Here is a 22,048-nt window from a genome sequence, read left to right on the forward strand (position 1 = left end):
GGAACCAGCGGCCGCACGGGCCGCTTGAACTCTCTTTGAGGAAGCAGGTGGCGAACAGCCCTCGCGGCGAAGCCTATGACCGACCGCTCTGACAACGGCAGCAACGCATCGACGATCACGTCCACGATCACCGTCGGCGACCAGAGCTCGCTCATGGCTTTGCTGGGCCGCGCCGACGAGAACCTGCGCTACATCGAGCGCCGCCACCCCGGCGTCGACCTCCACGTGCGCGGCGACACCATCACGCTCACCGGCCTCAACGGCGCGCTGCACGCCGCCGAACGACTCGTGAAGGAGCTGCTCGCCTTGATCGAGAACGGCGAGAACGTCGATCCCGACATCATCCGGCGCACCGAGAACATGCTCAAGTCCGCGCCCGGCGAGCGCCCCGTGGACGTGCTCACACAGAACATCGTCTCCAAGCGCGGCAAGGCGATCCGCCCCAAGACCATCGGGCAGAAGCGCTACGTCGAGGCGATCGACGCGAACACGATCGTGTTCGGCATCGGCCCGGCCGGCACCGGCAAGACCTACCTCGCCATGGCCAAGGCCGTGCAGGCGCTCCAGTCGAAGGAGATCAACCGGATCATCCTCACCCGCCCCGCGGTGGAGGCCGGCGAGCGGCTCGGGTTCCTGCCCGGCACGCTGTTCGAGAAGATCGACCCGTACCTGCGCCCGCTCTACGACGCGCTGCACGACATGATCGACCCCGGCTCCATCCCGAAGCTCATGGAATCGGGCACGATCGAGGTCGCGCCGCTGGCCTTCATGAGGGGCCGCGCCCATCCGGTATTCACCAATGTCCTGACTCCGGACGGCTGGCGCCCCATCGGCGAACTCGAAGTCGGCGACCTCGTGGTCGGTTCGAACGGCGAACCGACACCGGTGCTCGGCGTCTTCCCGCAGGGGAAGAAGGAGATGTACCGGGTCACCGCTCAAGACGGCGCCTCGGTCCTCGCCTGCGCCGAACACCTGTGGGCGGTGAAGACCGCGTCCGACAAGCGTCGCGGAAAGCCGTACCGGATCCTCGAGACCCAGGAGATGATCGACGACCTCCGGGTCCATCACCAGCGCAAATACGAGTTGCCGCTCGTGAGCAAGCCTGTCGAGTTCCCCGAGCGCGAGGTTCCGATGGATCCTTACGCACTCGGTCTGCTGCTCGGCGACGGATGCCTGACCGGTTCGACGACGCCCTCGTTCAGCACGGGTGATCCGGAGCTTGCGGCAGCGCTTGAGTCGGCGCTTCCGGGAATCGAAGTGCGGCACAAGTCGGGGCCGGACTACATCCTGAACCGCATAGCCGCGCCCGGCGACGTCATCACGATCGCCAACCCGGTGACCGCAGCCCTGCGTGAGCTCGAGCTCTTGGGAACGATGTCGCACAACAAGGACATCCCCGAGCGCTACCGCTTCAACACGGCCGAAGTTCGCCTGGCGCTGCTCCAAGGCCTCCTGGATTCCGATGGCGGACCGGTCACGCAGTCCGGTCGCACCTGCCGGATCCAATACACGACCACCTCGATCGTCCTTCGCGACCACGTGATCGAACTCGTGCAATCGCTCGGCGGCATCGCTTACAGCCGTCGCCGACCCGCTGCCGGGCGTAAGCCGGGCAGCGCACGCGGTCGAGACGTCGCGCACCGACAGGACTCGCACGTCATCGACATCCGCCTGCCCGAAGGCATCGAGCCGTTCCGGCTCAAGCGGAAGGCCGACAAGTACCGCGAGTTCGGCGGTGGCGGTCGTCCGATGCGCTTCATCGATTCGATCGAGTACGCGGGCGAGGAGGAAGCCGTGTGCATCCAGGTCGCTGCGGAGGACTCGCTCTACGTCACCGAGGACTACCTGGTCACGCACAACACGTTGAACGACGCGTTCATCATCCTCGACGAGGCGCAGAACACCACGCCCGAGCAGATGAAGATGTTCCTCACGCGCCTCGGTTTCGGGTCGAAGATCGTCGTCACCGGCGACGTCACCCAGGTCGACCTGCCCGGCGGCACCACCTCCGGGCTGCGCGTGGTCCGCGACATCCTCGAAGGCGTCGAGGACGTGCACTTCGCCACGCTCCGCGCCGAAGACGTCGTCCGTCACCAGCTGGTCAGCGATATCGTGAACGCCTACGAGAAGTGGGACGCCGCAGCGGAGAACCACCGCGGCAATGCCGGGAAAGGGCACCGAGGGAACCGTGGGCATCGAGATCATCAATGAGTCCGGCCGCGAGGTCGACGAGTCGGGCATCCGCGCCGTCTCCGAGTTCGCGCTGCTCGAGATGGGCGTCAACCCGCTCGCCGAACTCTCGGTCCTCATCGTCGACATCGAGCACATGACCGAGCTCAACCGCCGCTGGATGGGCGGCACCGGGCCCACCGACGTCCTCTCGTTCCCGATGGACGACGCGATGCCCGGCCGCCCCGACTCCTCCGAGCCGGGCACGCCCATCCTCGGCGACCTCGTCCTCTCCCCGGAGGTGGCCGAGGCCCAGGCCAAGGACGCCGGCCACTCGACCGCGGACGAGCTGCACATGCTCACCGTCCACGGGGTGCTCCACATCCTCGGCTACGACCACGCCGAACCGGAGCAGGCCAAGGAGATGTTCGGCCTGCAGAACCGGCTGCTCGACTCCTGGCGCGCCAAACGCGCCGCCGCAGCGGCGGAGAGTTAGGCCCCGATGTACACCCTGCTGGCAGCCGCCGTCGCGCTCATCATCGTCGCCGGCGCCGCCGCCATGGTCGACTCGGCGCTCACCGCGGTCTCGCCGGCGCGCGCCGCCGAACTGGCCGAGCAGCGCCACCGCGGCGCCGCGTCGCTCGTGAAGATCACCGAGGACCTGCCCAGGCACCTCAACCTGCTGATCCTGCTGCGCCTCGCGTGCGAGGCCGCCGCGATCTCGATCGTCGCCGTCCTCGCGTTCCACACGTGGGACGACTCGTGGACCGCGGTCGCCGTCTCCGCCGCGGTCATGACCGTGGTGTCGTTCGTCGCGATCGGGGTCAACCCGCGCACGCTCGGCCGACAGCACGCCTACCCGATCGCGCTCGCGGTCGCGGGCTCCGTCGCGATGCTCGGCACCGCGCTCGGACCGCTCGCGAAGGTCCTCATCCTCCTCGGCAACGCGCTCACGCCCGGCAAGGGCTTCCGCGAGGGGCCGTTCGCGACCTCGGAGATCGAGATCCGCGAGATGGTCGACGCCGCCGAGGCCCAGGGCACCGTCGACCACGACGAGCGCGACATGATCGCGTCCGTGTTCGCCTTGGGCGACACCGTGGTCCGCGAGGTCATGGTGCCGCGCACGGCGATGGTGTGGGTCAGCGTCGAGACCGCCGCGGACGAGGCCAAGCAGGTCGCGCTCCGCTCCGGTTTCTCGCGCATCCCCGTGATCGGCGAGGACCTCGACGACCTGCGCGGTGTCGTCTACCTCAAGGACCTCGTGCGATTGGACGACGACGCGAATCCGCCCGTCGGCGAGGTCATGCGCGCCGTCTCGATCGTCCCGGACTCGAAGCCCGTCGACGACCTGCTGCGCGAGATGCAGACCGCCCGGATCCACATCGCGGGCGTTGTGGACGAGTACGGCGGCACCGCCGGGCTGGTCACCATCGAGGACATCCTGGAGGAGATCGTCGGCGAGATCACCGACGAGTACGACCAGGAGCTCCCGCCCGTCGCCTGGCTCGACGACCGCACCGCGCGCGTCACCGCCCGGCTCTCGGTCGAGGACCTCGCCGAGCTCTTCGCGGTGGACCTGCCCGAGGTCGACGTCGACACCGTCGCCGGCCTCCTGGCCGCCGAGCTCGGAAAGGTCCCGCTCGCCGGGGACCGGGCCCGCATCGTCGGCCTGGAGCTCACCGCCGAAGGCACCGTGGGCCGGCGCAACCGCATCGAGACGGTCCGCGTCGCGCGCCTTCCCGAAGCCGACGACGAGACTCCGGAAGCCGCGACCGCACCTGACGAAAGGCACGAAATCAATGTCTGACCTGCACGTCGACGACCTCGACGCCGAGGACGCGAAACTCGTCACGCTGGCCCGCGGGGCCGCCGGACGGGTCCAGCGCACCACCGGCGCGGCCGTCCGCGACGGCATCGGCCGCACCTACGCCTCGGCGGCGGTGGACCTGCCGTCCCTGCAGCTCACGGCCCTCCAGGCCGCGGTCGCGCAGGCGTTCGCGGCGGGCGCCGACACGCTCGAAGCGGCGGTGGTCTTCGGCGCCGAGTCCGACGACGACGGCCTCAAGGCCGCCCGCGAGATCGGCGCCGGCGTCGCCGCCTACGCCGTCGTCGGCAAGGCGGTGACCCGTCTTGCCTAGCAGCAAGGAGTTCCACGCCGGCTTCGCCTGCTTCGTCGGCCGCCCGAACGCCGGCAAGTCCACGCTCACGAACGCGATCATGGGCCAGAAGATCGCGATCACCTCGAACCGGCCGCAGACGACCCGGCACGTCGTCCGCGCGATCCTGCACCGGCCCGACTCCCAGCTCATCCTCGTGGACACGCCCGGCCTCCACCGGCCCCGCACGCTCCTGGGCGAGCGCCTGAACGACCTGGTCCGCCAGACCTGGTCGGAGGTCGACGTCATCGGCCTGTGCCTGCCCGCCAACGAGAAGCCCGGCCCCGGCGACAAGTTCATCACCGGCGAGATCGCCAAGCTCGGCGCCAAGGTCGTCGCGGTCGTCACCAAGATCGACCTCGTGTCCAAGGACGCCCTGGTGCGCCACCTGACGAACGTGGCGGCCCTCGGCGAGTTCGCCGACATCGTCCCGGTCTCGGCCAAGACCGGCGAGAACCTCGACGAGCTCGTCGACGTCCTCTCGGGCCACCTGCCCGAGTCGCCGCAGCTCTACCCCGACGGCATGATCTCCGAGGAGCCCGAGCGGGTCATGATGGCCGAGCTCATCCGCGAGGCCGCCCTCGAAGGCGTCCGCGACGAGCTCCCGCACTCCCTCGCCGTCGTCATCGAGGACGTCGAGGACGAGGAGTCCGAAGGCGGCCCCCGCAAGAAGATCTGGGCCGAGATCTACGTCGAGCGCGACTCCCAGAAGGGCATCGTCATCGGCAAGGGCGGCGAGCGCCTCAAGCGGGTCGGCACCAAGGCCCGCAAGGGCATCGCCCAGCTCATCGGCGGCCGCGTCTACCTCGACCTCCACGTGCGCGTCGCCAAGGACTGGCAGCGCGACCCGAAGATGCTCGAACGCCTCGGCTTCTAGCGCCCACCGGCCCGGCCCCGTCGGGGCCGGGCCTTGCTCTCGTTCCCCACCTGCGTCGACATCCCCGTGAACACCGGGTGACGGCCCTCACCGAACCCGCTGTGGCAGGTGGTTTCCGGGATGATGTACTCTTTACATACCGACGCGGGATAGAGCAGCTCGGTAGCTCGCCAGGCTCATAACCTGGAGGTCGGTGGTTCAAATCCGCCTCCCGCTACCACGTCAAGCCAGTGGGCCGGATTCTTCGGAATCCGGCCCACTGGCGTTTCGCCTCCTGTACGCGGGTGGAACTCCGGTCGGCCGGCGCTCGCCGGCCCGGACATCGGTCGAAGGTGCGCCGGTCCTCGACGGCGGCCATGGCGGCGAATCGGCATGCCCGGGGATCCTCCTGTGCCCCATGCGCCTCCTTTGTGCATGCAGCGAAGATTCGCGGCATTGCAGAAGGTCTGAACCCTGTTACCCTGAGGTACGGCACCCTCAATTCCAAGGATCAGCGCCTCTTGATCGTCGGCATTGTCTCGAGCGTGGCGGCCACGATGATCGTCTGGGCCGCCGCCGTCGCCTGGAACCACCGCGGGCACCTGGTCGCGTGGTCGTATTCAGTGCTCTTGCGGTCGAGGGTCAGGGTCTCGGTCGCCGCGCTGATCCGGCTCGAGATCGATGGGCGCTTCGTCCTGTTCCACACCAAGCGGCATCCCGGCACATACGGGCCTCCCGGTGGGGTGTTCAAGTTCAGGGAGTCGGCGAGACCGGTCCTGGACCGGATCCAGTTCGAGGAGGAGCAGCAGCCACGGGAACCGAAGTCGGCGTATCGCGACATCCGCGGGTACATCCCCGCCGTCGCGATCGGCGGATTTCTCCGATGGATCGCCTCAGGGGAGGGCCGCGAGTCCGCGGTCGAGTGCCTCAGGCGGGAACTCGGCGAGGAGCTGGGGGAAATCGGCCTGCCGGAGCTCCGCGAGTACGTGCCGCAGTTGTGCTTCCGGTCGGTGCGGCGGATCGTCGAGACACCCCGAAAGGTCCCCGGCTGGGCGTACCGGCAGCTCCGCCACATCGAAGTTCACGACCTCGATCTGGAGAGCGAGGGCGCTTCGGCATTCGTCGAGGCGCTCCGCTCCGCCGAGGCGGCCGGACGTGGGGAGATGCTGCTGGTCACGGCCGAGGACATCAATCACGGCCGTGACGGACTCGCGATCCTCGGCTCGCAGAGCTGCTATCTGATCCGGAACCGCAAGCTCCGGCAGGACATCCCGAGAATGTCGCGCTGAATCCATTGCGTCACGGGAACCGCATCTGACGCCGATAGTGCAGGCGCTCAACGGCAATCGCATTCGCCTCATCGCGAAACGCGGTCTGCCGCATGGCGAATATCTATGCGACAATGGGCATTCCGCTCGACCCCCCTCGGGCATGGGAGGCTCCAATGCGCATCACCGGCAGCCATGAATCCGTCGCCAACGGCGATATCAGATACGTGATCACGCAGACGCTGCAGCACAAGGTCGAACTCGACGACCTCAACGTGCGCCTTTTCGACAAGGGCTTCAGCGGCGCCATTTCGGCCCTTTGTGCGGTGAACGGGCTCGACCAGGTGGTGATCAAGGCGGGTCCGACGGACGAGATCGAGCGCGAGCACAAGAACCGTCTTGAATACGTCGGAGAAGACCCGTGGCTGCGCGAACACGACCTCCACCGGGTCCACGGTCCGATCGAGATCGACTTCGACAGCCGAAAGGCGCAGTGGTCCGCAATCGTCTACCGGTACATCGGCGGCCGCACCTTCGCGGAATTGACGCATTTCGGCGACTTCGAGAAATTCCTCGGCGACTACCTGTGGGACACCGATCGCGACTCCACGCCCGCGGACGACACGGTGAGCGAGTGCTTCAGGGAGACCGCCAGGATACTCGGAAAGGAGCGGAACCTCATCGAGCAGGGCCAGGGGCGCGCGCTCTCCGACTTCGTCCCACCGGTGCCGTGGGAATCCGGCGTTGCCGCGGTCATCGACACCGCGCAGTCGTTCGTGCCCGACCTCCAAGAGCTCCGCGGATTCCGAGAATGGTGGGAGGAGTGGATAGAGAAGGTCACGGTCGCCCCCGTAGCCGATGGCCGGCAGCTCCACGGCGACGCGCGGTTCGCCAACATCATCGTCGACCGGGTCCATTCCAAAGTAGAGGTCATTGACTTCGCGAACGGACGCCACGGGCACGTCTTCGAGGACTTCGCCCGATTCGAGCTCGATCTGCTCCTCCAGACCGTCCCCAACGTCGCCGGGACCGATGAGATCGACCTCGCACGGCTGCTCCAGATCGTCGGCTACCTGCTCAAGGACGAGCTGAGCCTCGGCAGTGAACCGGTGGAGGACCGCAGCCTCAAATGCCTCAAGCTGTGGCGCCAGGCCATGGCGCAGTCGCTCCCGCAGATCCTCCAACCGGGAGCCCTGGTCATGTACCGGTGGTTCCTGCTCCGGGAGTGCCTGCGGCGCACCCTCTGGACCAACGCCCACAAGCCCGCGCTGATCTACACCATCTGCGCGCTCCGCCAGCGGCTCTCGGGGACAGCGGTCCTGGACTCCTCGCTGATCTCCACCGCACCGCAGATCCTGGTCTCCTCCCTGAACTGCCGCGCGGTCTACGTGCCGACCCGCGGCTCCGAGCCGCTGGTCAACGAAGCCCGCAACAACGCCAAGAAAGCGGCGCTCGCGATCGACCGCGACCGCATCTCCACCGTCCGGCTCATGGCCGAGACCGGCCACTCCTTCCTGAACTCGAGGGGCGAGTTCAGGAACGAGATCCGGAGCCTGCTCGAGCACGGCGGCAGCTTCCGGGCGGTCATCTACAACCCGCTGCTGCCGGAGTACCTCGGGCTCTCCGCGAGCTATAACCGGGTCGACGACGGGCGGTACGTCGTCAGCGACGTCCTGTCACAGAAGACCCTCGAGAGCATTCGCGGCTACAGGCTCCTCAAGACGGAGTTCCCCGATCGGATCGAACTCCGCCTGGCGCGATTCGGGTTCGACGCGACGGTCCTGCTCACCAGCGAGAACCTGTTCTACGAGCCGTACTTCAGAACGCCTCGGCTGGAGCGGGAGCGCTACCTCTTCGACTCCTTCGAAATGGAGTTCGGCGCGTCGGGCGCCCACAGCGGCAGGCTCCTCGACGAGACGTTCGACTTCGTGTGGCGAAACTCCGACGACGTCTCGATCCTCGACACCCGGAAGGACGCCCTCGAAGCGGTCAGCGGGGCGTTCGCGGCACTCTGGAGGCGCGATGCCGACTCATGACGCACGGTTCGGCGAACCGCACATGGTGGCGGAACACGACACCTGGATAAGTCTCGATCCCGTCATCGGCTGCCCCGCCGATTGCGCATACTGCTACCTCGGGCCCCTGCGACTGAAGGCGAGGCGGCCGATGCAGCGAGTCGACACGGCGAGCGCCGGGGGCCTGCTGCGAGCCTACCTCTACGGCAGAAGATCCGAGCTCATCGATCCGGACACCGATACGACGCCGATCTGCCTGGGCAATTACACCGACATGTTGATGACCCGGGACAACCGCCGGGCGCTGCTCGGCATTCTGGCCGAGATCACCAGTATCCTCTCGCCGCGATTGCTCGTTCTCATCACGAAGTCCGCGCTCGACAAGGAGACGGTCAACGCCATCGACGGATTCGGCTGGCCGGTGCTCTGGTTCTTCAGCCAGTCGTTCGCATTCCTGAAGCAGGGCCGGCTCGAACTCGGCCGCGTCGCGGACTTCGACACCACGATCGGCAACGCCGAACTGGTCACAACCACAACGAATCAGCGCGCCGCCCACTTCTGGCGTCCTTTCGTGCGGGAACTCATTCCCCCCTTAGCCGAGCGGCATCGCATCGTCGAACGGCTCAAGGGCTCCGGAATGCAGTGCTCGGTGGTCCTCGGCATGGCACGGGGCCCCGGCACCCCCGCGGAGGATCGGCGTCTCCATGAGGCGATGCCGTCGGCGTTCGAATCGGATCCGGTCGGCAGCGAAGTCATCGACCGCGAGGCATGGCGCGAGATCAGCACTGTGGCGCGCCGAGCGGGGTACCCGATGTACCGGCACTCCTCGTGCGCCATCGCGTTGGCGCAGTCGCGTCCCGAGCAGCTCGGCACCTGGGGCGGCGTCGCCGCATCGGAACGCTGCCTCCCGTGCCAGTGCCCGAGCGTCCAGCGCCGCCGATGCGGCTCTAGGAAAGAGCAGGCGGCCGACCAGGTCCATATGCGCAGCTTCGCGGACGAAGTCGCCAAGTTCCTGGAACTCGAAAGCGGCGAAATCACATACGACGTCGCAAAAGGACTGATACATATACACGCAAGTGTGGCCGAGTTCGACTACAACACGATCCTCCATGCCGCTTCGGGCCGCTATCTGATCAGCGCGCGCTCGATCGCGACGCAGAAGGCATGGCAGGGATCCTTCGCCACCGTCTATTCCAAGCAGAAGGATTGAGCAGATGTCGTACATTCAGTCTGTCGAGGCCACCTGGGCCCCGCAGTCCGCCCGATTGTCCCGGCGGGTATCGCGATTGCGCAACATCACCGGCTTCGTGACCGTCTTCGACCAGGCCGGCGACGGACGGACCGCGCTCTTCGCCCGATTCGGCCACGTGCAGCGCGTCGCCGCCGTCGCCGGGCTGCTGGCCGAGCAGGACCGGGACCTCGACACCGGGGCCATCAGACGGCTCGTCTGGACCCATGACCTCAACCGCTGGCCCTTCGCCCACAACAGCGAGCGCGACCGCTTCGACCAGATCGCGAACCTGGACGAGTACTTCCGGCACGAAGACGAAGTCTCCGACACGGATGTGGCGGATTTGAAGGGCATCAACCGCAAAGACCCGCGCGGCATCTCCGACGAGGCGAAGGTCGTGCTGCTCGCCGACGCCGTCACCGGCATGGTCGAGGACCCGCTCTTCGCGGTTGTGGGCCTGAACGTCAGCCCGCACTGCATTCCCGGGCCCGTCGACGAGCTCGTCGGGTACTCGCTTGCGGGCGAACCGAGGCTGTTCGACAACTGCAGAGAACTCACCGAGGAGTTCCACCGCTCCGGCGCCTCCCTCGCCGCCGACTTCCACCGGCGGATCGGGGACCTCTTCCACGAACTCGTGGAGCGCTTCCTGAAGGAACGCTGCCAAGCCGACCTCTGGACGAGCTACGGCGGCCTGCTGGACGTCTCCAAGCTCGTCAAGGAGTCGTTCATGCGCAAGACCATCTTCCCGATCAACAACAACCTGGTCTGCCACGCCGACTGGTTGCAGTCGACGGTGATGCCCTGGTTCTTCGCGAACCGCGACGACGCCTCCGACCGCCTCCTGGAGCTCGACGAGGACGCGTTCGTGGCCGAGGCGACCGCGCCCGGCGCCCCCTTCAGCAGCGACCAGTTCCGGCCGGACCTGGAGGTCGTCGCCCGCGAGATGCCGCAGGACGCGTTCATCCGCGTCTGATCCGCTCCCCTCCCAGGACGCGTTCCGGGGATCAGGGGCGGCAGTATCATGGCGGGGGCCTCGGATCCGCGGGCCGGAGCGACGGGAAGACGTGCCCAGCCGTCCCGATCGACGTCCGCCGGGTCGAGGTCTTCGCCGTGTCCGCCCGTTTCATGCCCGAGGTCGCCCGAGATGCAGCAGTACGCCATGTTGATCGCCCCTTCCGCGAACCGGGTGTACTCGCAGCAGGCGACCCGCATGGTCGCCAACGAGATCGCCGTGCTCGCCCTCGGTGCGTTGAGCGGTGCGGTGGAGGACCTCGACGAGGCGGTGTTCGGCGGGGTGCCGTACCTGACGTTCCGGTCGGCGACCTTGAGCGGGCGGGACCTGCGGCTGCTGTCGAACGTGTCGAGCCTGTTCGCGCTGTTCGAGGTGCACGGGACGATGCTGGAGCCGGTCCCGGTGCAGCGCATGGACCGGTACGACGACGACCTGGTGTCGATCCTCAAGTACGTCGGGAAGACGAACGAGCAGTTCACGAAACTGCTGCTGAACGTGACCGCGGCGAGCGCGTTCGACGCGGAGCGGATCCTCGCCGGGGGCCTGAAGGTGCTCGACCCGATGTGCGGGCGGGGGACCACGCTCAACCAGGCCGCGATGTACGGGTTCGACGGGTACGGCGTCGAGGTCGACAAGCGGGACTTCGAGGCGTACGGGGCGTTCATCCAGCGCTGGCTGAAAGACAAGCGGCTCAAGCACAAGGCGCTGACGAGCCGGGTGAAGCGGGACGGGCGGGGCGTGGGGCAGCGGACCCGGGTCGAGTTCTCCGCCACGAAGGAGTTGCACCGCGCCGGCGAGACGCAGGTGCTGGAGATCGTCAACGCCGACACGCTGCGCAGCGGCGAGGTGTACAAGAAGCGGAGTTTCGACCTGATCGTGACCGACGCGCCCTACGGCGTCCAGCATGCCGCGGTGCGCGACTCGCGGTCGCTCTCGCGCCGCCCGACCGAGCTGCTGGAGGCGGCGATACCGGTCTGGGCCGAGCTGCTGCGCCCCGGCGGGGCGATGGGCGTCTCCTGGAACACGTACACGACCGAGCGGTCGGCGATCGCCGGGATGCTCGAGGCGGCGGGCCTGGCGGTGATGGACGCCGGGCCCTATCTCGACTTCGAGCACCGCGTCGACCACGCGATCAACCGCGACCTGATCGTGGCGCGCCTGCCGAAGGAGCGCTGAGCCGCCGGGCGGGCGCCCGGCGGCCCTGCCGTTCCGCTAGCGGCGGCCGCAGTCGGTGCGGAGGTCGAGGCCGCTGTGCTCGGCCACGTCCTCCCAGGCGAGGTATTTGAAGTTGGTGCTGGACTCGTCGGCGCCTTCGGGGGTGTTGTCGCCGTCCTGGACGACGAGGAGGCCGCCTTCGTAGCCGGGGAGGCTCGCGTTGACGACGTCGGCGCCGTCGCTGTGCTGGGTGGAGTCGACCGCGCCCGCTTCGATGGTGAAGCCGCCGAGGTAGGGGTTGGCGCCGCGGAGGTCGTAGACGGCGAAGCTGTCGTCGCCCTGGGAGGAGGCGAGGAGGTAGCCGGAGCCGCGGCCGGTGGCGTAGATCGTCAGGCCCTCGATGTCGGTGTGGAGGACGTCGCCGCCGTAGCCGGGGTCGGGGCCGTACGTGCACTCGTCGGTCTCGGGGTCGTACGTGCCGGGGAGGCCGAACTCGACGGCGGTGTCGACGAGTTCGGGTTCGCCGGTGAGGTCGGCGGCGATCTTCCAGATGCCGACGAGTTCCTGGCCGAGGTAGGCGGTGCCGGTGGCCTCGTCGACGACCATGCCTTCGACCTGCGGGTCCTGGCCGGTGTCGTCGCACGGCTTCCAGGTGTCGCCGTTGGGGAGGTCGAATTCGGCGGGGAGGTGCAGCGTCCGGACCTTGTCCCAGGTGACGTGCTCGCCGTCGGCTCGCAGTTTGAGCAGGGCCACTTCGGATTCGGCGTTGCGGCTGACGAGGGCGTAGGCGCCGGAGCGGTTCTGGAAGGTCGCGAGGCCGTACGCGGTGTGCTCGCCGTTGACCTCCTCCTGGGAGGCGGTGAAGATCGTGCCGGCGTCGGGGTCGGTGACGTCGACGAGTTCGCCGTCCTCGATCGCGAAGATCCCGAGGTCGTCCATGCCCCGGTCGGAGGCCACGGCGAGGTCGACGCGTTCGCCGTCGAGGCGGAAGCCGGTGACGAGGTCCACGTTGTTGTACCGGCCGGGGGCGTCGTCCTCGCCGGGCGCCGGGCGCGGTTCGATGTGCTGGACTTCGTCGCCTTCGAGGTCGTAGACGTAGATGCCGGCCTCTTTGGCGGTGGTGATGACGAGGCTGTCCTCGGGGTCCTCCTCGTCGATCCAGATCGCGGGGTCGTCGGCGTCGGCGTCGTCCTCGTCGTAGAGGGCCGGGGTCTCGAGGATCGCGGTCAGCGGCTCCTCGCCGGCCGCTCCGGCCGCGGAGGCGGTGAGCAGGACGGCGATGGAGCCGAAGGCGGTGAGGGTGAGCAGGCGGGGCGGCACGGAGCCTCCAAGGGGGAGGGGGTTCATCGGTCGGATCGATCCTCGACCCCGCCGATGAACCCCAGGTGAATCCCGCTCGTCCTGTGCCCCAACGCTCTCGCGGCCGCCTCAACGCTTCGGCGACCGCTTCGACCTCAGGCGGTCCTGGTGCGGGTCCGCCACAGCAGCCACACGAAGTACGGCGTCCCGATCAGTGCGCACACGAGCCCGGCCGGGAGCTGCGCCGGCGCGATCACCGTGCGGCCCAGCGTGTCCGAGAGGCTCACGAGGAGCACGCCCAGGAGCACCGACACCGGCAGCACCCGCGCGTGGCGGCTGCCGACGAGTCCTCGGGCGAGGTGCGGCGCGACGAGGCCGACGAACCCGATGACGCCGACGACGGCGACGGCGGCAGCCGTGAGCACGGCGGCCGCGCACAGCAGGAGCAGCCGGGTCCGCTCGAGCCGCACCCCGAGGGTGCGCGGCGTGTCGTCGTCGAGCGAGAGGAGGTCGATCTCCTTGCGGTGGGCGATGATCAGCGGCAGCACGACCACGAGTGCGGCGACGAGCGGGATGAGCCGGTCGGCGGTGCGTCCGTAGGTCGTCCCCGACAGCCAGGTCATGGCCTTCGGCGTGTTCCACGGGTCCGACGCCAGGATGAGCAGCGTGATCGCGGCCATGCCGAGTGACCACACGCCGATCCCGATGAGGACCAGGCGGGACGTGTCGAGTCCGCCGCGCCACGCCGTCGCGTACACGAGCGCGAACGCGCCGAGCCCGCCCGCGGCCGCGACGCCGGTGACCGCCCAGGGACCCGCGGAAGGGGCCCAGGTGATGAGGGCGACCGCGCCGATGCCGGCGCCGGCGGTGACGCCGAGCAGGCCCGGTTCGGCGAGCGGGTTCCGCAGGATCCCCTGCGTCACGGTGCCGGCGCACGCGAGCGCCGCGCCGGCGAGGACCGCGGCGAGGACGCGCGGGTAGCGCTGCTCGATGATCCACGTGTAGCTCGCGCCGGTCCTCCCGGCGACCCAGTTGACGAGGTCGCCGCCGAGGAGCATGGTGTCGCCCGAGAGCATCCCGGCGAACAGGGCCCCGACCGAGGCGGCGGCGAGGCCGCCGACGACGGCCAGGAACGCGAGCCGGCTCCGGTTCGCCGCGCCGTGCAGGATCGCGGGCCGGTCCTCCGAGCCGGCGCTGGTGACCGAGCGCGCCAGCCACACCATGACGCCGGCGCCGAGGATCGTGGTGGTGACGCCGACGGGGATCTCGATGCTCTTGTCGGCGCCCAGGATCGCGCGGACGGCGAGGTCGGCGCCGACGATGACGAGCGCGCCGCACAGGGCGCTGAACGGGATCAGGGCCCGGTGGGCGAGCAGGACCGGGAAGCGCCGCGCGACCTGGCGCGCGATGACCGGGGCCGCGAGGCCGACGAAGCCGATCGGCCCGGCGACGGTGACCGCGCACGAGGCCAGCAGCAGCGAGCAGACGACGGCGACCGTGCGGGTGCGCCGGACGTGCACGCCCAGGCTCGCGGCGGTGTCGTCGCCCAGCCGCAGCAGGTCCAGGCGCGGGGCCGCGAGCATCGCCACGGCGATCGCGAGGAGCACCAGCGGCGCGGCCTGCCCGGTCGAGTCGAACCCGGCCAGGTTGAGACTGCCCGAGCCCCAGGCGAACAGGCCGGTCGTCTCCTCCTGGAACAGCAGGATGAGCAGCGACACGAGCGAGTTCCCGGCCATGGCGGCCGCCGACCCGGCGAGGATCAGCCGGGTGGTGGCCGATTCGCCGCCGCCCGCCGACAGGGCGAGCACCAGGCCCGCGGTCAGGAGCGCGCCGGTGAAGGCGACGCCGACCCCTGACAGCAGCGGCAGCGTGATCCCGAAGGCCGCCACGGCGGTCACGGCCAGGTACGCCCCGGCGTTCACCGCGAGCGTGTCGGGGCTCGCGAGCGGGTTGCGCGCCACCGACTGGAGCAGCACGCCGGAGGCGCCGAGGGCGATCCCGACGAGGACCGCCCCGGCGAGGCGCGGCAGCCGCGAGCCTTCGAGGACGTTGAGGACGCCCTCGTCGGCGGTGCCGGCGACCAGCCGCAGCAGGTCGCCGGCGTCCACTTCGGACGTTCCTTGGGTGAGGTGGAGGGCCGCCAGCACGACCAGCGCCCCGACCGTGCCGGCGAGGACCGCCGCGGCCGGGAGGAGGCGCGGGGCCCGCCGGGCCCGGGCCTCCGGTCGCGCCGGCGGGCTCAGCGTGCTCAACTCGCGTAGACCTCGGCGAAGTAGTCGAGGATGGCCTCGGAGGACTTGGGGCCGCCGAAGGTCCAGGTGCCGGCGGGCAGCTCGTACACGTCGCCGTTCTTGACGAACGTCAGGTTCTCCCAGATGGCGTTGCCGGCGACGCCCGTGGTGAAGATGTCGCTGCCGTCGGCGTTGTTGTTGATGAACTTCAGTTCGGTGTCGGTGTACTGGGCCATGCCTTCGACGTCGGTGCCGCCCAGGCCCCACATGCCGTCGGTCTCGCCGGTCCAGGCGTTCTCGAGGCCCGCGGCGGTGCCGAGGGAGCCGACGAGGGACCCGGCGCCGAAGGGGCGGATGGCGACGGCGTCGCCCTCGATCCAGCCGTCGGCGAACAGGTAGGGGATGTCGCCGGTGCCGGCGGCCTCGATGGCGGCCTTCGTGTCCGCGACCTTGGCCTCGAAGTCGGCCCAGAGGGCGTCGGCCTCGTCGGTCTTGCCGAGGAGCTCGGCGATCATGTCGACGTCGCGCTGCATGCGCGCGAGGTTGTCGGTCTCGTTGGAGCCCTCGGTGACCAGGACCGGCACGAACTCCTCGATCGAGGCGATGAGGGCCTCGTCGTCGGTCTCCATGACCACCAGGTCGGCGTTCAGGCCCGCGATGGCGTCGACGGACGGCTCGGAGCGGGTGCCGACGTCGGCGACGGTGTCGTCGAGGGGCACGGTCCCGCCGACCCACGTGTTGTAGCCCTCGAGGTCGGCGACGCCGACGGGCATGACCCCGAGGCTCGCGACGATCTCGACCTCGGCCCATTCGAGCGCCACGACGTTCTCGGCGGGGGCGTCGAGTTCCACGGTGCGGCCGAGGAAGTCGGTGACCGAGACCGGGCCGGCCTCGGTGTCGGCGCCGCCGGAGTCCTGGCCGTCCTCGGTGGTGCCGCACGCGGCGGCGGCGAGGACGGCGGCCAGTGCCGCGGGCACGGCGAAGGTCTTGAGGTTGGGGAGTCGCATCGGGTTCCTTCTATTCGGTGGTGGTGGCCGCGAACCTGCGGGTATGGCGGCCGATCGGCCTGGCCGTGAGCAGGCCGGTCGCGGGGTCGGCGTCGACGCGGATGTCGATGCCGTATGCGGCGGTGAGGTTCTCGGCGGTGAGGACCTCGGCCGGGGTTCCGGCGGCCGTGACGCGGCCGTCGTGGAGGAGGACGGCGTGGTCGGCGACCGCGGCGGCCTGGTCGAGGTCGTGGAGGACGACGCCGACGGCGGTGCCGTGCTCGTCGGCGAGATCGCGGACGAGGTCGAGGATCTCGACCTGGTAGCGCAGGTCGAGGTGGTTCGTGGGCTCGTCGAGGAGCAGCACGGCGGTGTCCTGTGCGAGGCAGGAGGCGAGCCAGACGCGCTGGCGCTCGCCGCCGGACAGGGCCTCCATGCCGCGTTCGGCCATGTGCTCGACGCCGCAGATCTCCATGGCGCGCTGGATCTTCGCGGGGCCGTCGTCGTCGCCGTGGCGCCAGCGGCCGCGGTGCGGGTGGCGCCCGTACCCGACGACGTCGAGGACGCGGATGCCGCCGGGGACGGGCCGGGACTGGGAGAGGAGCGCGACGCGGCGCGCGAACTCCTTGGGGCTCAAGGCGGCCGCGTCGGTGCCGTCGGGGAAGCCGACGCCGCCGGACTCTGGCCGGTGGAGCCGCGCGAGGGAGCGCAGGAGGGTGGACTTGCCGGACCCGTTGGGGCCCAGGAGGGCGGTCACCTCGCCGCCGCGCATGACGATGTCGGCGTCGTGGACGACGGTGTCGCCGAAGTAGGCGAGTCGGAGGGCGCGGCCGTTCAAGCCTGCGTCATCTGGCATGTAGGTAAGGCTAACCTATGCCGATCTCGATTGCATCTCGCAAGGTCACAGAGTGGGAACACTCCGCCGGAGTGGCGCGTTCCGGCTTTGCGGCATTCGATCGGGTTCGCCCCCAATCGATTGCTCATCCGGTGAGGACGCGCACACCACGCGTACGAGTGAATACCGGCGGGTCGCTCTTTACTCGGACGTGCCGCGTGGGGTCGACTGGTCCTTGGCAGCGTCGCGCCGATGCACCCCGTGTCGGCGCGGGACGCCGGAAAGGACGAACATGACACCGAATGCGAAGGTGGGGCCTTCGAGTGTCGCCACCATCGACGACATCTGGACGGTCGAACGCGTCAAGTCGCTCGGCGTGATGACGAATGTCGAGACCGCCGCGCAGATCCTGGGGATCGGGCGGACGGTCGCGTACCGGCTGGCGAAGGACGGCGACTTCCCCGTCCAGGTCCTGCGGATCGGCCACAGCTACCGGGTGCCGGTGCTGCGGCTGCTGGAGGTGCTCGGCGCCGACGGCGACCGGATCGACTGAGCGGCAGGGGACCCGGTCGGCGACGACCGCATAGGTGAACGCGACGCGGCGGCGCAACCCACGGGGAGGAAGGTTGCGCCGCCGTCTGCATCCATCATCGCTTGCGATGCTTGTCCTTGTGCTGGAAATGCACGAAAAGTCTGCCGAAGTTCTTGGAGTCCTTGTCGACCCGGTGGTACAGGGCCTTGATCTCCTTCTGGTCCAGGAACCTCAGGACCTTCTTCTTGAGCTGGCCCGATCCCTTGCCGGGGATGATCTCGACGAGGTCGATCCGCTTCGCGACCGCCTCCTCGATGACGTCCCGAAGCGCCTTCTCGATCTGGTCGCCCTTGTTGAAGATGTCGTGGAGGTCCAGCACCAGTTTCGCCATGACCGCAGCCTATTCCGCCGCGCCCCCGGCCGCCGGGGCGTCGGTGCCGACGGCCTCCGGCGAGCGGTGGATGTCCGGCTCGATGTAGATGAGCTTCGCCTTGGGGACGGCGGCGCGGATGCGCGCCTCGGCGGCGTCGATCTCGGCGGCGACCTGCTCGCCGGTCTCGCTCCGGTCGATGCCGACCTTGGCGGCCACCAGCAGCTCGTCGGGGCCGACGTGGAGGGTCTTGAGGTGGATGAGGGTGCTGGTGCCGTCCTGCTTGATCGCGCCCTCGATGGCCGCGATGTCCTCGTGCGTCGCCGATTCGCCGATGAGCATCGAGCGGATCTCGATCGCCAGGACGATCGCGATGAGGACGAGGAGCACGCCGATGCACATGGTGCCCAACGCGTCGAAGATGACGTTGCCGGTGATCCACGACAGGCCGACGCCGAACAGGGCCAGGATGAGGCCGACGAGCGCGCCGATGTCCTCCAGGAGGATCACGGGCAGCTCGGGCGAGCGCGAGCCCTTGATGAACTGCACCCAGGTCTGCTTGCCGCGCACCGCGTTCGACTCCTTGACGGCCGTCCGCAGCGAGAACGACTCGAGGACGATCGCCACGACGAGGACGATGACGGCCACGAGCGGCGTCTCCAGGCCGTGCCCGTGGTCGGTGAGCTTGTGGTAGCCCTCGTACAGGGCGTAGACGCCGCCGATGGAGAACAGCACGATCGAGACGATGAACGCGTAGATGTAGCGTTCGCGCCCGTACCCGAACGGGTGGGCCGGGCTCGCGGCCTTGCGCGACGCCTTCCCGCCGATCAGGAGCAGGACCTGGTTCGACGCGTCTGCGACCGAGTGCACGCCCTCGGCCAGCATCGAGGCCGAGTTGGTGATGCCCGCCGCCACGAACTTGCTGATCGCGATGCCGGTGTTGGCCAAGAGGGCCGCGACGATCGCCTTGGTGCCGCCTTCTGCTGACATGCCCCGGTGTTTCCTTCCATCAAGCGTGCGCGCGCATTCTGCGGCGCAGCCACGAGTCTGTCATGGCGCCGCAACCCGGCGACGAGCGCTCGGTTCGCGTCCCGGATGGTCGGGAACGCTACAGGCGTTCGTCCCGGCGGCGCTTCCCCCGGCGCTGCTATCCTTGGGGCAGGCGACGCCCCGGGAGCACTCCCGGTCAGGGCCGACGCTCGTACACCGCCAAGGGGACCTCCGATCCCCGGCCGACCGCCTTCCGAGGCTCTGGGCCCCTGTACGCGCGAAGCCCGTGCCGCCCACGCGCGGACCGAGTGGTGGACCGGTTCCGGCATTGAAGACCCGCAAGGGTCCTGCCGAGAACTCTCTGATCGCTTGGAGCGCCGCCGTGACCACCCTCGACCGACCCGCCCGCACCGCCGACGCCGCCGTCCGCGACCCGTCCGCCGCGCCCGAGCGCGCCACCCCGAAGCAATGGCTCGCCGTGGCCGCCGTCTCCCTCGGCGTCTTCGTCGTCATGACCTCCGAAGTCCTCCCTGTGGGCCTTCTCACGCCGATCAGCGGCGAGCTGGGCGTCAGCGAGGGCACCGCCGGGCTCATGGTCACCGTCCCCGGGCTGGTCGCCGCGGCCGCGGCGCCCCTGAGCATCGTCCTCACCCGCAGGCTCGACCGGCGCCTGGTGCTCATCGCCCTCGCCGTGCTCGTCGCGGGCGCGAACCTCGGCGCCGCCACCGCGACGGGCTTCGGGCCCCTGCTGGCCGCCCGCGTCCTCGTCGGCATCGCGATCGGCGCGTTCTGGGCCGTCGCCGGCGGCATCGCACTGCGCCTGGTCCCCGCCCGGGACGTGCCCCGCGCGACCGCCGCCGTCTACGGCGGCATCGGCGCCGCCACGGTGCTCGGCGTCCCGGCCGGGACGCTCATCGGCGACCACTTCGGCTGGCGCGCGGCCCTCGTCGCACTCATGGCCCTCGCGCTGGCCGCGACCGCCGCGATCGCGCTGCTGGTGCCGAGACTCCCGTCGCACACGTCGGTCTCGTTCGCGTCGCTCCCGAAACTGGTGCGCCGCAACAAGGCCGTGCGCACCGGTCTGGCCCTGACGTTCTTCATCGTCACCGGCCACTTCATCGCGTACACGTTCATCAGCCCGATCCTCCAGGCCAACGGCCTGCCCGCCTCCCAGGTGAGCGGCCTGCTGCTCGCGTTCGGCGCGGCCGCGCTCGCCGCGACCGTCGCCTCGGGCTCGCTCATCGGCCGACACCTGCGCGGCACCCTCGTCGCGCTCGGCGTGACGATGGCGCTCGGCATGGCGCTCATGGCGTTCGCGGTCGGCGACCTGTTCTCGGCCACCGCGGTGCTGGTGCTGTGGGGCGCCGGCTACGGCCTGGTCTCCCCGGCCGTCCAGACCTGGTACATGAACGCCGCCGAGCCCGGCGAGGTCGAGATCGCGACCTCCTTGAACACGGTCATGTTCAACCTGTCGATCGCCGCGGGCTCCTTCGCGGGCGGCTTCGCGGTGGACCGGACCGGCCCGACCGCGGTCCTGTGGATCGGTGCGGTCCTGCTCGTCCCGGTGGTCGCGATCGCCGCCAGGTCCGCCCGGAACGCGCGGCGCTAGACCGCGACCGGTTCGCGCCGGAACGGTTCGGCGGCCGGCTCGCAGGCCGGGACCTGCCTCCGGAACTGGCCGGGCGGCAGTCCGAAGTCGCGCTTGAAGGCCGCCGCGAACGCGAACTCCGACGCGTACCCGACCTGCCTGGCCACCACCGCGAGCGGCGCGTCGGTGTCGGCGAGGAGGCGCGCGGCCACCGTCAGCCGCCACGACGTCAGGTACGCGAGCGGCGGCTGGCCGACCAGCTCGGTGAACCGCCGCGAGAACGCCGAGCGCGACAGGCCCGCGACCGCGCCCAGCGACGCGACCGTCCACTGCCGGGCCGGCTCGGCGTGGACGGCCTCCAGTGCGGCCGCGATCGACCGGTCGGCGAGCGCGGCCGCCCATCCGGCGAAGCCGCACTCGGCGGTCCGCTCGCCCAGGAGCGCGCGCAGCAGGTACATCAGGATCGCGTCCAGCAGGGCCGGGACGAGCGTGTCGCCGCCGCGCAGTTCGGCGGCGAGTTCGTTGTCGAGCATGGCGATCGCGCCGGCCAGTTCGGGCCGCGCGGCCGGGTCGGCCGGGAGGTGCACGAACTCGGGGAGCGTGCCGATGATCGGGTGGGTGCGGTTCGGTGCGAGCTCGTACGCCATGCACAGCATGACGTGGGTGGCATCGGGGTCGTCGGCGCGGATCACCGCGCCCGGGAACTCGCTGCCGGGTTCGCACCGCGGCCCCGGCGGGGTGTCGGGGGAGTCGGCGACGAGGTGGGCGCCGCCGTGGGGGACGAGCAGCACGTCGCCGGGCCCGAGCCGGAACGTCTCGCCGCCCTCGGCGGTCGCGACCGCGCTGCCGCGCACCATGATCTGCACGCCGAACCCGTTGGGCCGGCCGCTGCGGTGGTCCGACCAGGGCGCGGTCCGGGCGAATCGGGCGGCGAAGGGCCGACCGGTCCGCAGCACCGCCATGACATCGCTGAGCACGTCCATATGCCGAGCTTAGAGTCAGTGCCGTTCAGGCGGCGAGTGCCGAGGAGGACGATTGCGGTTTCCGGGTGAGCGTGGCCGGCCCGGCATTCTGGTCAGTGCGTCGACGATTACGCAATGAGCGGGCGGGCGGGGTCGACCGTCCGGCGACGGCCGGGTGAGTGCGCGGTTTGCGGGTGCGCTCCGGGGACCCGGGTAGCGATGCGCGCCGGGTCCGGAGGGCACCGACGGCGGGGCGAGCAGCACGTGTCGAAGGCGTGTCGCCGTGGCCGGGTCCGCTGCGCCCGGTGTCCAACCGCAGCAACGGCCTGCGAACCGGAGCGCGGTCACGCTCCGGTCTGGTCGTGGCCGGTGTTCGATCAGGCAGCGACGAAC

The 22,048-nt window shown here is 69.8% G+C and carries 19 protein-coding genes and 1 tRNA gene; 13 read left to right on the top strand and 7 right to left on the bottom strand.

Going from position 1 to position 22,048, the window contains the following annotated elements:
* Window positions 1-75: 75 nt before the first annotated feature.
* The 11 genes from GFD30_RS28315 (at window position 76) to GFD30_RS21975 (ending at window position 11,883) form a co-directional block, all read left to right on the top strand.
* Window positions 76-2,211, top strand: coding sequence for a PhoH family protein (locus GFD30_RS28315; RefSeq protein WP_153027297.1), 2,136 nt, complete (start codon window positions 76-78; stop codon window positions 2,209-2,211).
* A complete protein-coding gene (ybeY, locus tag GFD30_RS21930) occupies window positions 2,189-2,665 on the top strand; it encodes an rRNA maturation RNase YbeY (RefSeq protein WP_322633497.1) in 477 nt (158 codons plus the stop codon). Before GFD30_RS28315 ends, ybeY begins: the two co-directional genes overlap by 23 nt.
* A gap of 6 nt (window positions 2,666-2,671) precedes the next feature.
* On the top strand, window positions 2,672-3,976 hold the full coding sequence (locus GFD30_RS21935) for a hemolysin family protein (protein WP_153027299.1): 1,305 nt from the start codon (window positions 2,672-2,674) through the stop codon (window positions 3,974-3,976).
* Window positions 3,969-4,307, top strand: coding sequence for a cytidine deaminase (locus GFD30_RS21940; protein WP_153027300.1), 339 nt, complete (start codon window positions 3,969-3,971; stop codon window positions 4,305-4,307). The genes GFD30_RS21935 and GFD30_RS21940 overlap by 8 nt, the downstream gene beginning before the upstream one ends.
* Window positions 4,300-5,202, top strand: a complete 903-nt coding sequence (era, locus tag GFD30_RS21945; RefSeq protein ID WP_153027301.1) for a GTPase Era — start codon at window positions 4,300-4,302, stop codon at window positions 5,200-5,202. Before GFD30_RS21940 ends, era begins: the two co-directional genes overlap by 8 nt.
* A 143-nt stretch (window positions 5,203-5,345) precedes the next feature.
* Window positions 5,346-5,422 (top strand) — tRNA-Met (locus GFD30_RS21950).
* A gap of 280 nt (window positions 5,423-5,702) precedes the next feature.
* On the top strand, window positions 5,703-6,470 hold the full coding sequence (locus GFD30_RS21955) for an SMODS-associated NUDIX domain-containing protein (protein ID WP_153027302.1): 768 nt from the start codon (window positions 5,703-5,705) through the stop codon (window positions 6,468-6,470).
* A 155-nt stretch (window positions 6,471-6,625) separates the two neighbouring features.
* Entirely contained in the window at window positions 6,626-8,485 is a 1,860-nt protein-coding gene (locus tag GFD30_RS21960) for a phosphotransferase family protein (protein WP_153027303.1), read from the top strand.
* Window positions 8,472-9,674 (top strand): radical SAM family protein, encoded by a 1,203-nt coding sequence (locus GFD30_RS21965; RefSeq protein WP_153027304.1) that lies wholly within the window; start codon window positions 8,472-8,474, stop codon window positions 9,672-9,674. The genes GFD30_RS21960 and GFD30_RS21965 overlap by 14 nt, the downstream gene beginning before the upstream one ends.
* Window positions 9,675-9,678: 4 nt before the next feature.
* Window positions 9,679-10,668 (top strand): hypothetical protein, encoded by a 990-nt coding sequence (locus GFD30_RS21970; RefSeq protein WP_153027305.1) that lies wholly within the window; start codon window positions 9,679-9,681, stop codon window positions 10,666-10,668.
* Window positions 10,669-10,839: 171 nt separating this feature from the next.
* On the top strand, window positions 10,840-11,883 hold the full coding sequence (locus tag GFD30_RS21975) for a TRM11 family SAM-dependent methyltransferase (RefSeq protein ID WP_153027306.1): 1,044 nt from the start codon (window positions 10,840-10,842) through the stop codon (window positions 11,881-11,883).
* Window positions 11,884-11,919: 36 nt separating this feature from the next.
* Here the strand turns inward: GFD30_RS21975 and GFD30_RS21980 are convergent, their stop codons facing one another.
* The 4 genes from GFD30_RS21980 to GFD30_RS21995 form a co-directional block, all read right to left on the bottom strand.
* Window positions 11,920-13,209: a phytase gene (locus GFD30_RS21980; RefSeq protein ID WP_153027307.1), complete on the bottom strand. Its 1,290-nt coding sequence runs from the start codon at window positions 13,207-13,209 to the stop codon at window positions 11,920-11,922.
* Between the two features lie 107 nt (window positions 13,210-13,316).
* Entirely contained in the window at window positions 13,317-15,413 is a 2,097-nt protein-coding gene (locus GFD30_RS21985; RefSeq protein WP_227996834.1) for an iron ABC transporter permease, read from the bottom strand.
* A complete protein-coding gene (locus GFD30_RS21990; RefSeq protein ID WP_153027308.1) occupies window positions 15,410-16,399 on the bottom strand; it encodes an ABC transporter substrate-binding protein in 990 nt (329 codons plus the stop codon). The genes GFD30_RS21985 and GFD30_RS21990 overlap by 4 nt, the downstream gene beginning before the upstream one ends.
* A 10-nt stretch (window positions 16,400-16,409) precedes the next feature.
* Entirely contained in the window at window positions 16,410-17,234 is an 825-nt protein-coding gene (locus tag GFD30_RS21995; RefSeq protein WP_153027309.1) for an ABC transporter ATP-binding protein, read from the bottom strand.
* 271 nt (window positions 17,235-17,505) lie between these two features.
* On the opposite strand from GFD30_RS21995, the gene GFD30_RS22000 reads away from it, so the two are divergent.
* Window positions 17,506-17,766, top strand: coding sequence for a helix-turn-helix domain-containing protein (locus GFD30_RS22000; RefSeq protein WP_091053485.1), 261 nt, complete (start codon window positions 17,506-17,508; stop codon window positions 17,764-17,766).
* Window positions 17,767-17,860: 94 nt separating this feature from the next.
* Here GFD30_RS22000 and GFD30_RS22005 read toward each other — a convergent pair whose 3' ends face one another.
* Window positions 17,861-18,136, bottom strand: a complete 276-nt coding sequence (locus GFD30_RS22005) for a Smr/MutS family protein (RefSeq protein WP_153027310.1) — start codon at window positions 18,134-18,136, stop codon at window positions 17,861-17,863.
* A 9-nt stretch (window positions 18,137-18,145) separates the two neighbouring features.
* A complete protein-coding gene (locus tag GFD30_RS22010; RefSeq protein WP_153027311.1) occupies window positions 18,146-19,105 on the bottom strand; it encodes a cation diffusion facilitator family transporter in 960 nt (319 codons plus the stop codon).
* A gap of 382 nt (window positions 19,106-19,487) precedes the next feature.
* Here GFD30_RS22010 and GFD30_RS22015 point away from each other — a divergent pair, with 382 nt between their 5' ends.
* A complete protein-coding gene (locus GFD30_RS22015) occupies window positions 19,488-20,714 on the top strand; it encodes an MFS transporter (RefSeq protein ID WP_322633498.1) in 1,227 nt (408 codons plus the stop codon).
* Here the strand turns inward: GFD30_RS22015 and GFD30_RS22020 are convergent.
* Complete coding sequence (locus GFD30_RS22020) at window positions 20,711-21,676, bottom strand: AraC family transcriptional regulator (RefSeq protein WP_153027313.1); 966 nt, start codon at window positions 21,674-21,676, stop codon at window positions 20,711-20,713. The genes GFD30_RS22015 and GFD30_RS22020 overlap by 4 nt on opposite strands.
* Window positions 21,677-22,048: the final 372 nt, after the last annotated feature.

The organism is Glycomyces albidus (assembly GCF_009451885.1).
In the GTDB taxonomy this organism is placed as follows: Bacteria; Actinomycetota; Actinomycetes; order Mycobacteriales; family Micromonosporaceae; genus Glycomyces; species Glycomyces albidus.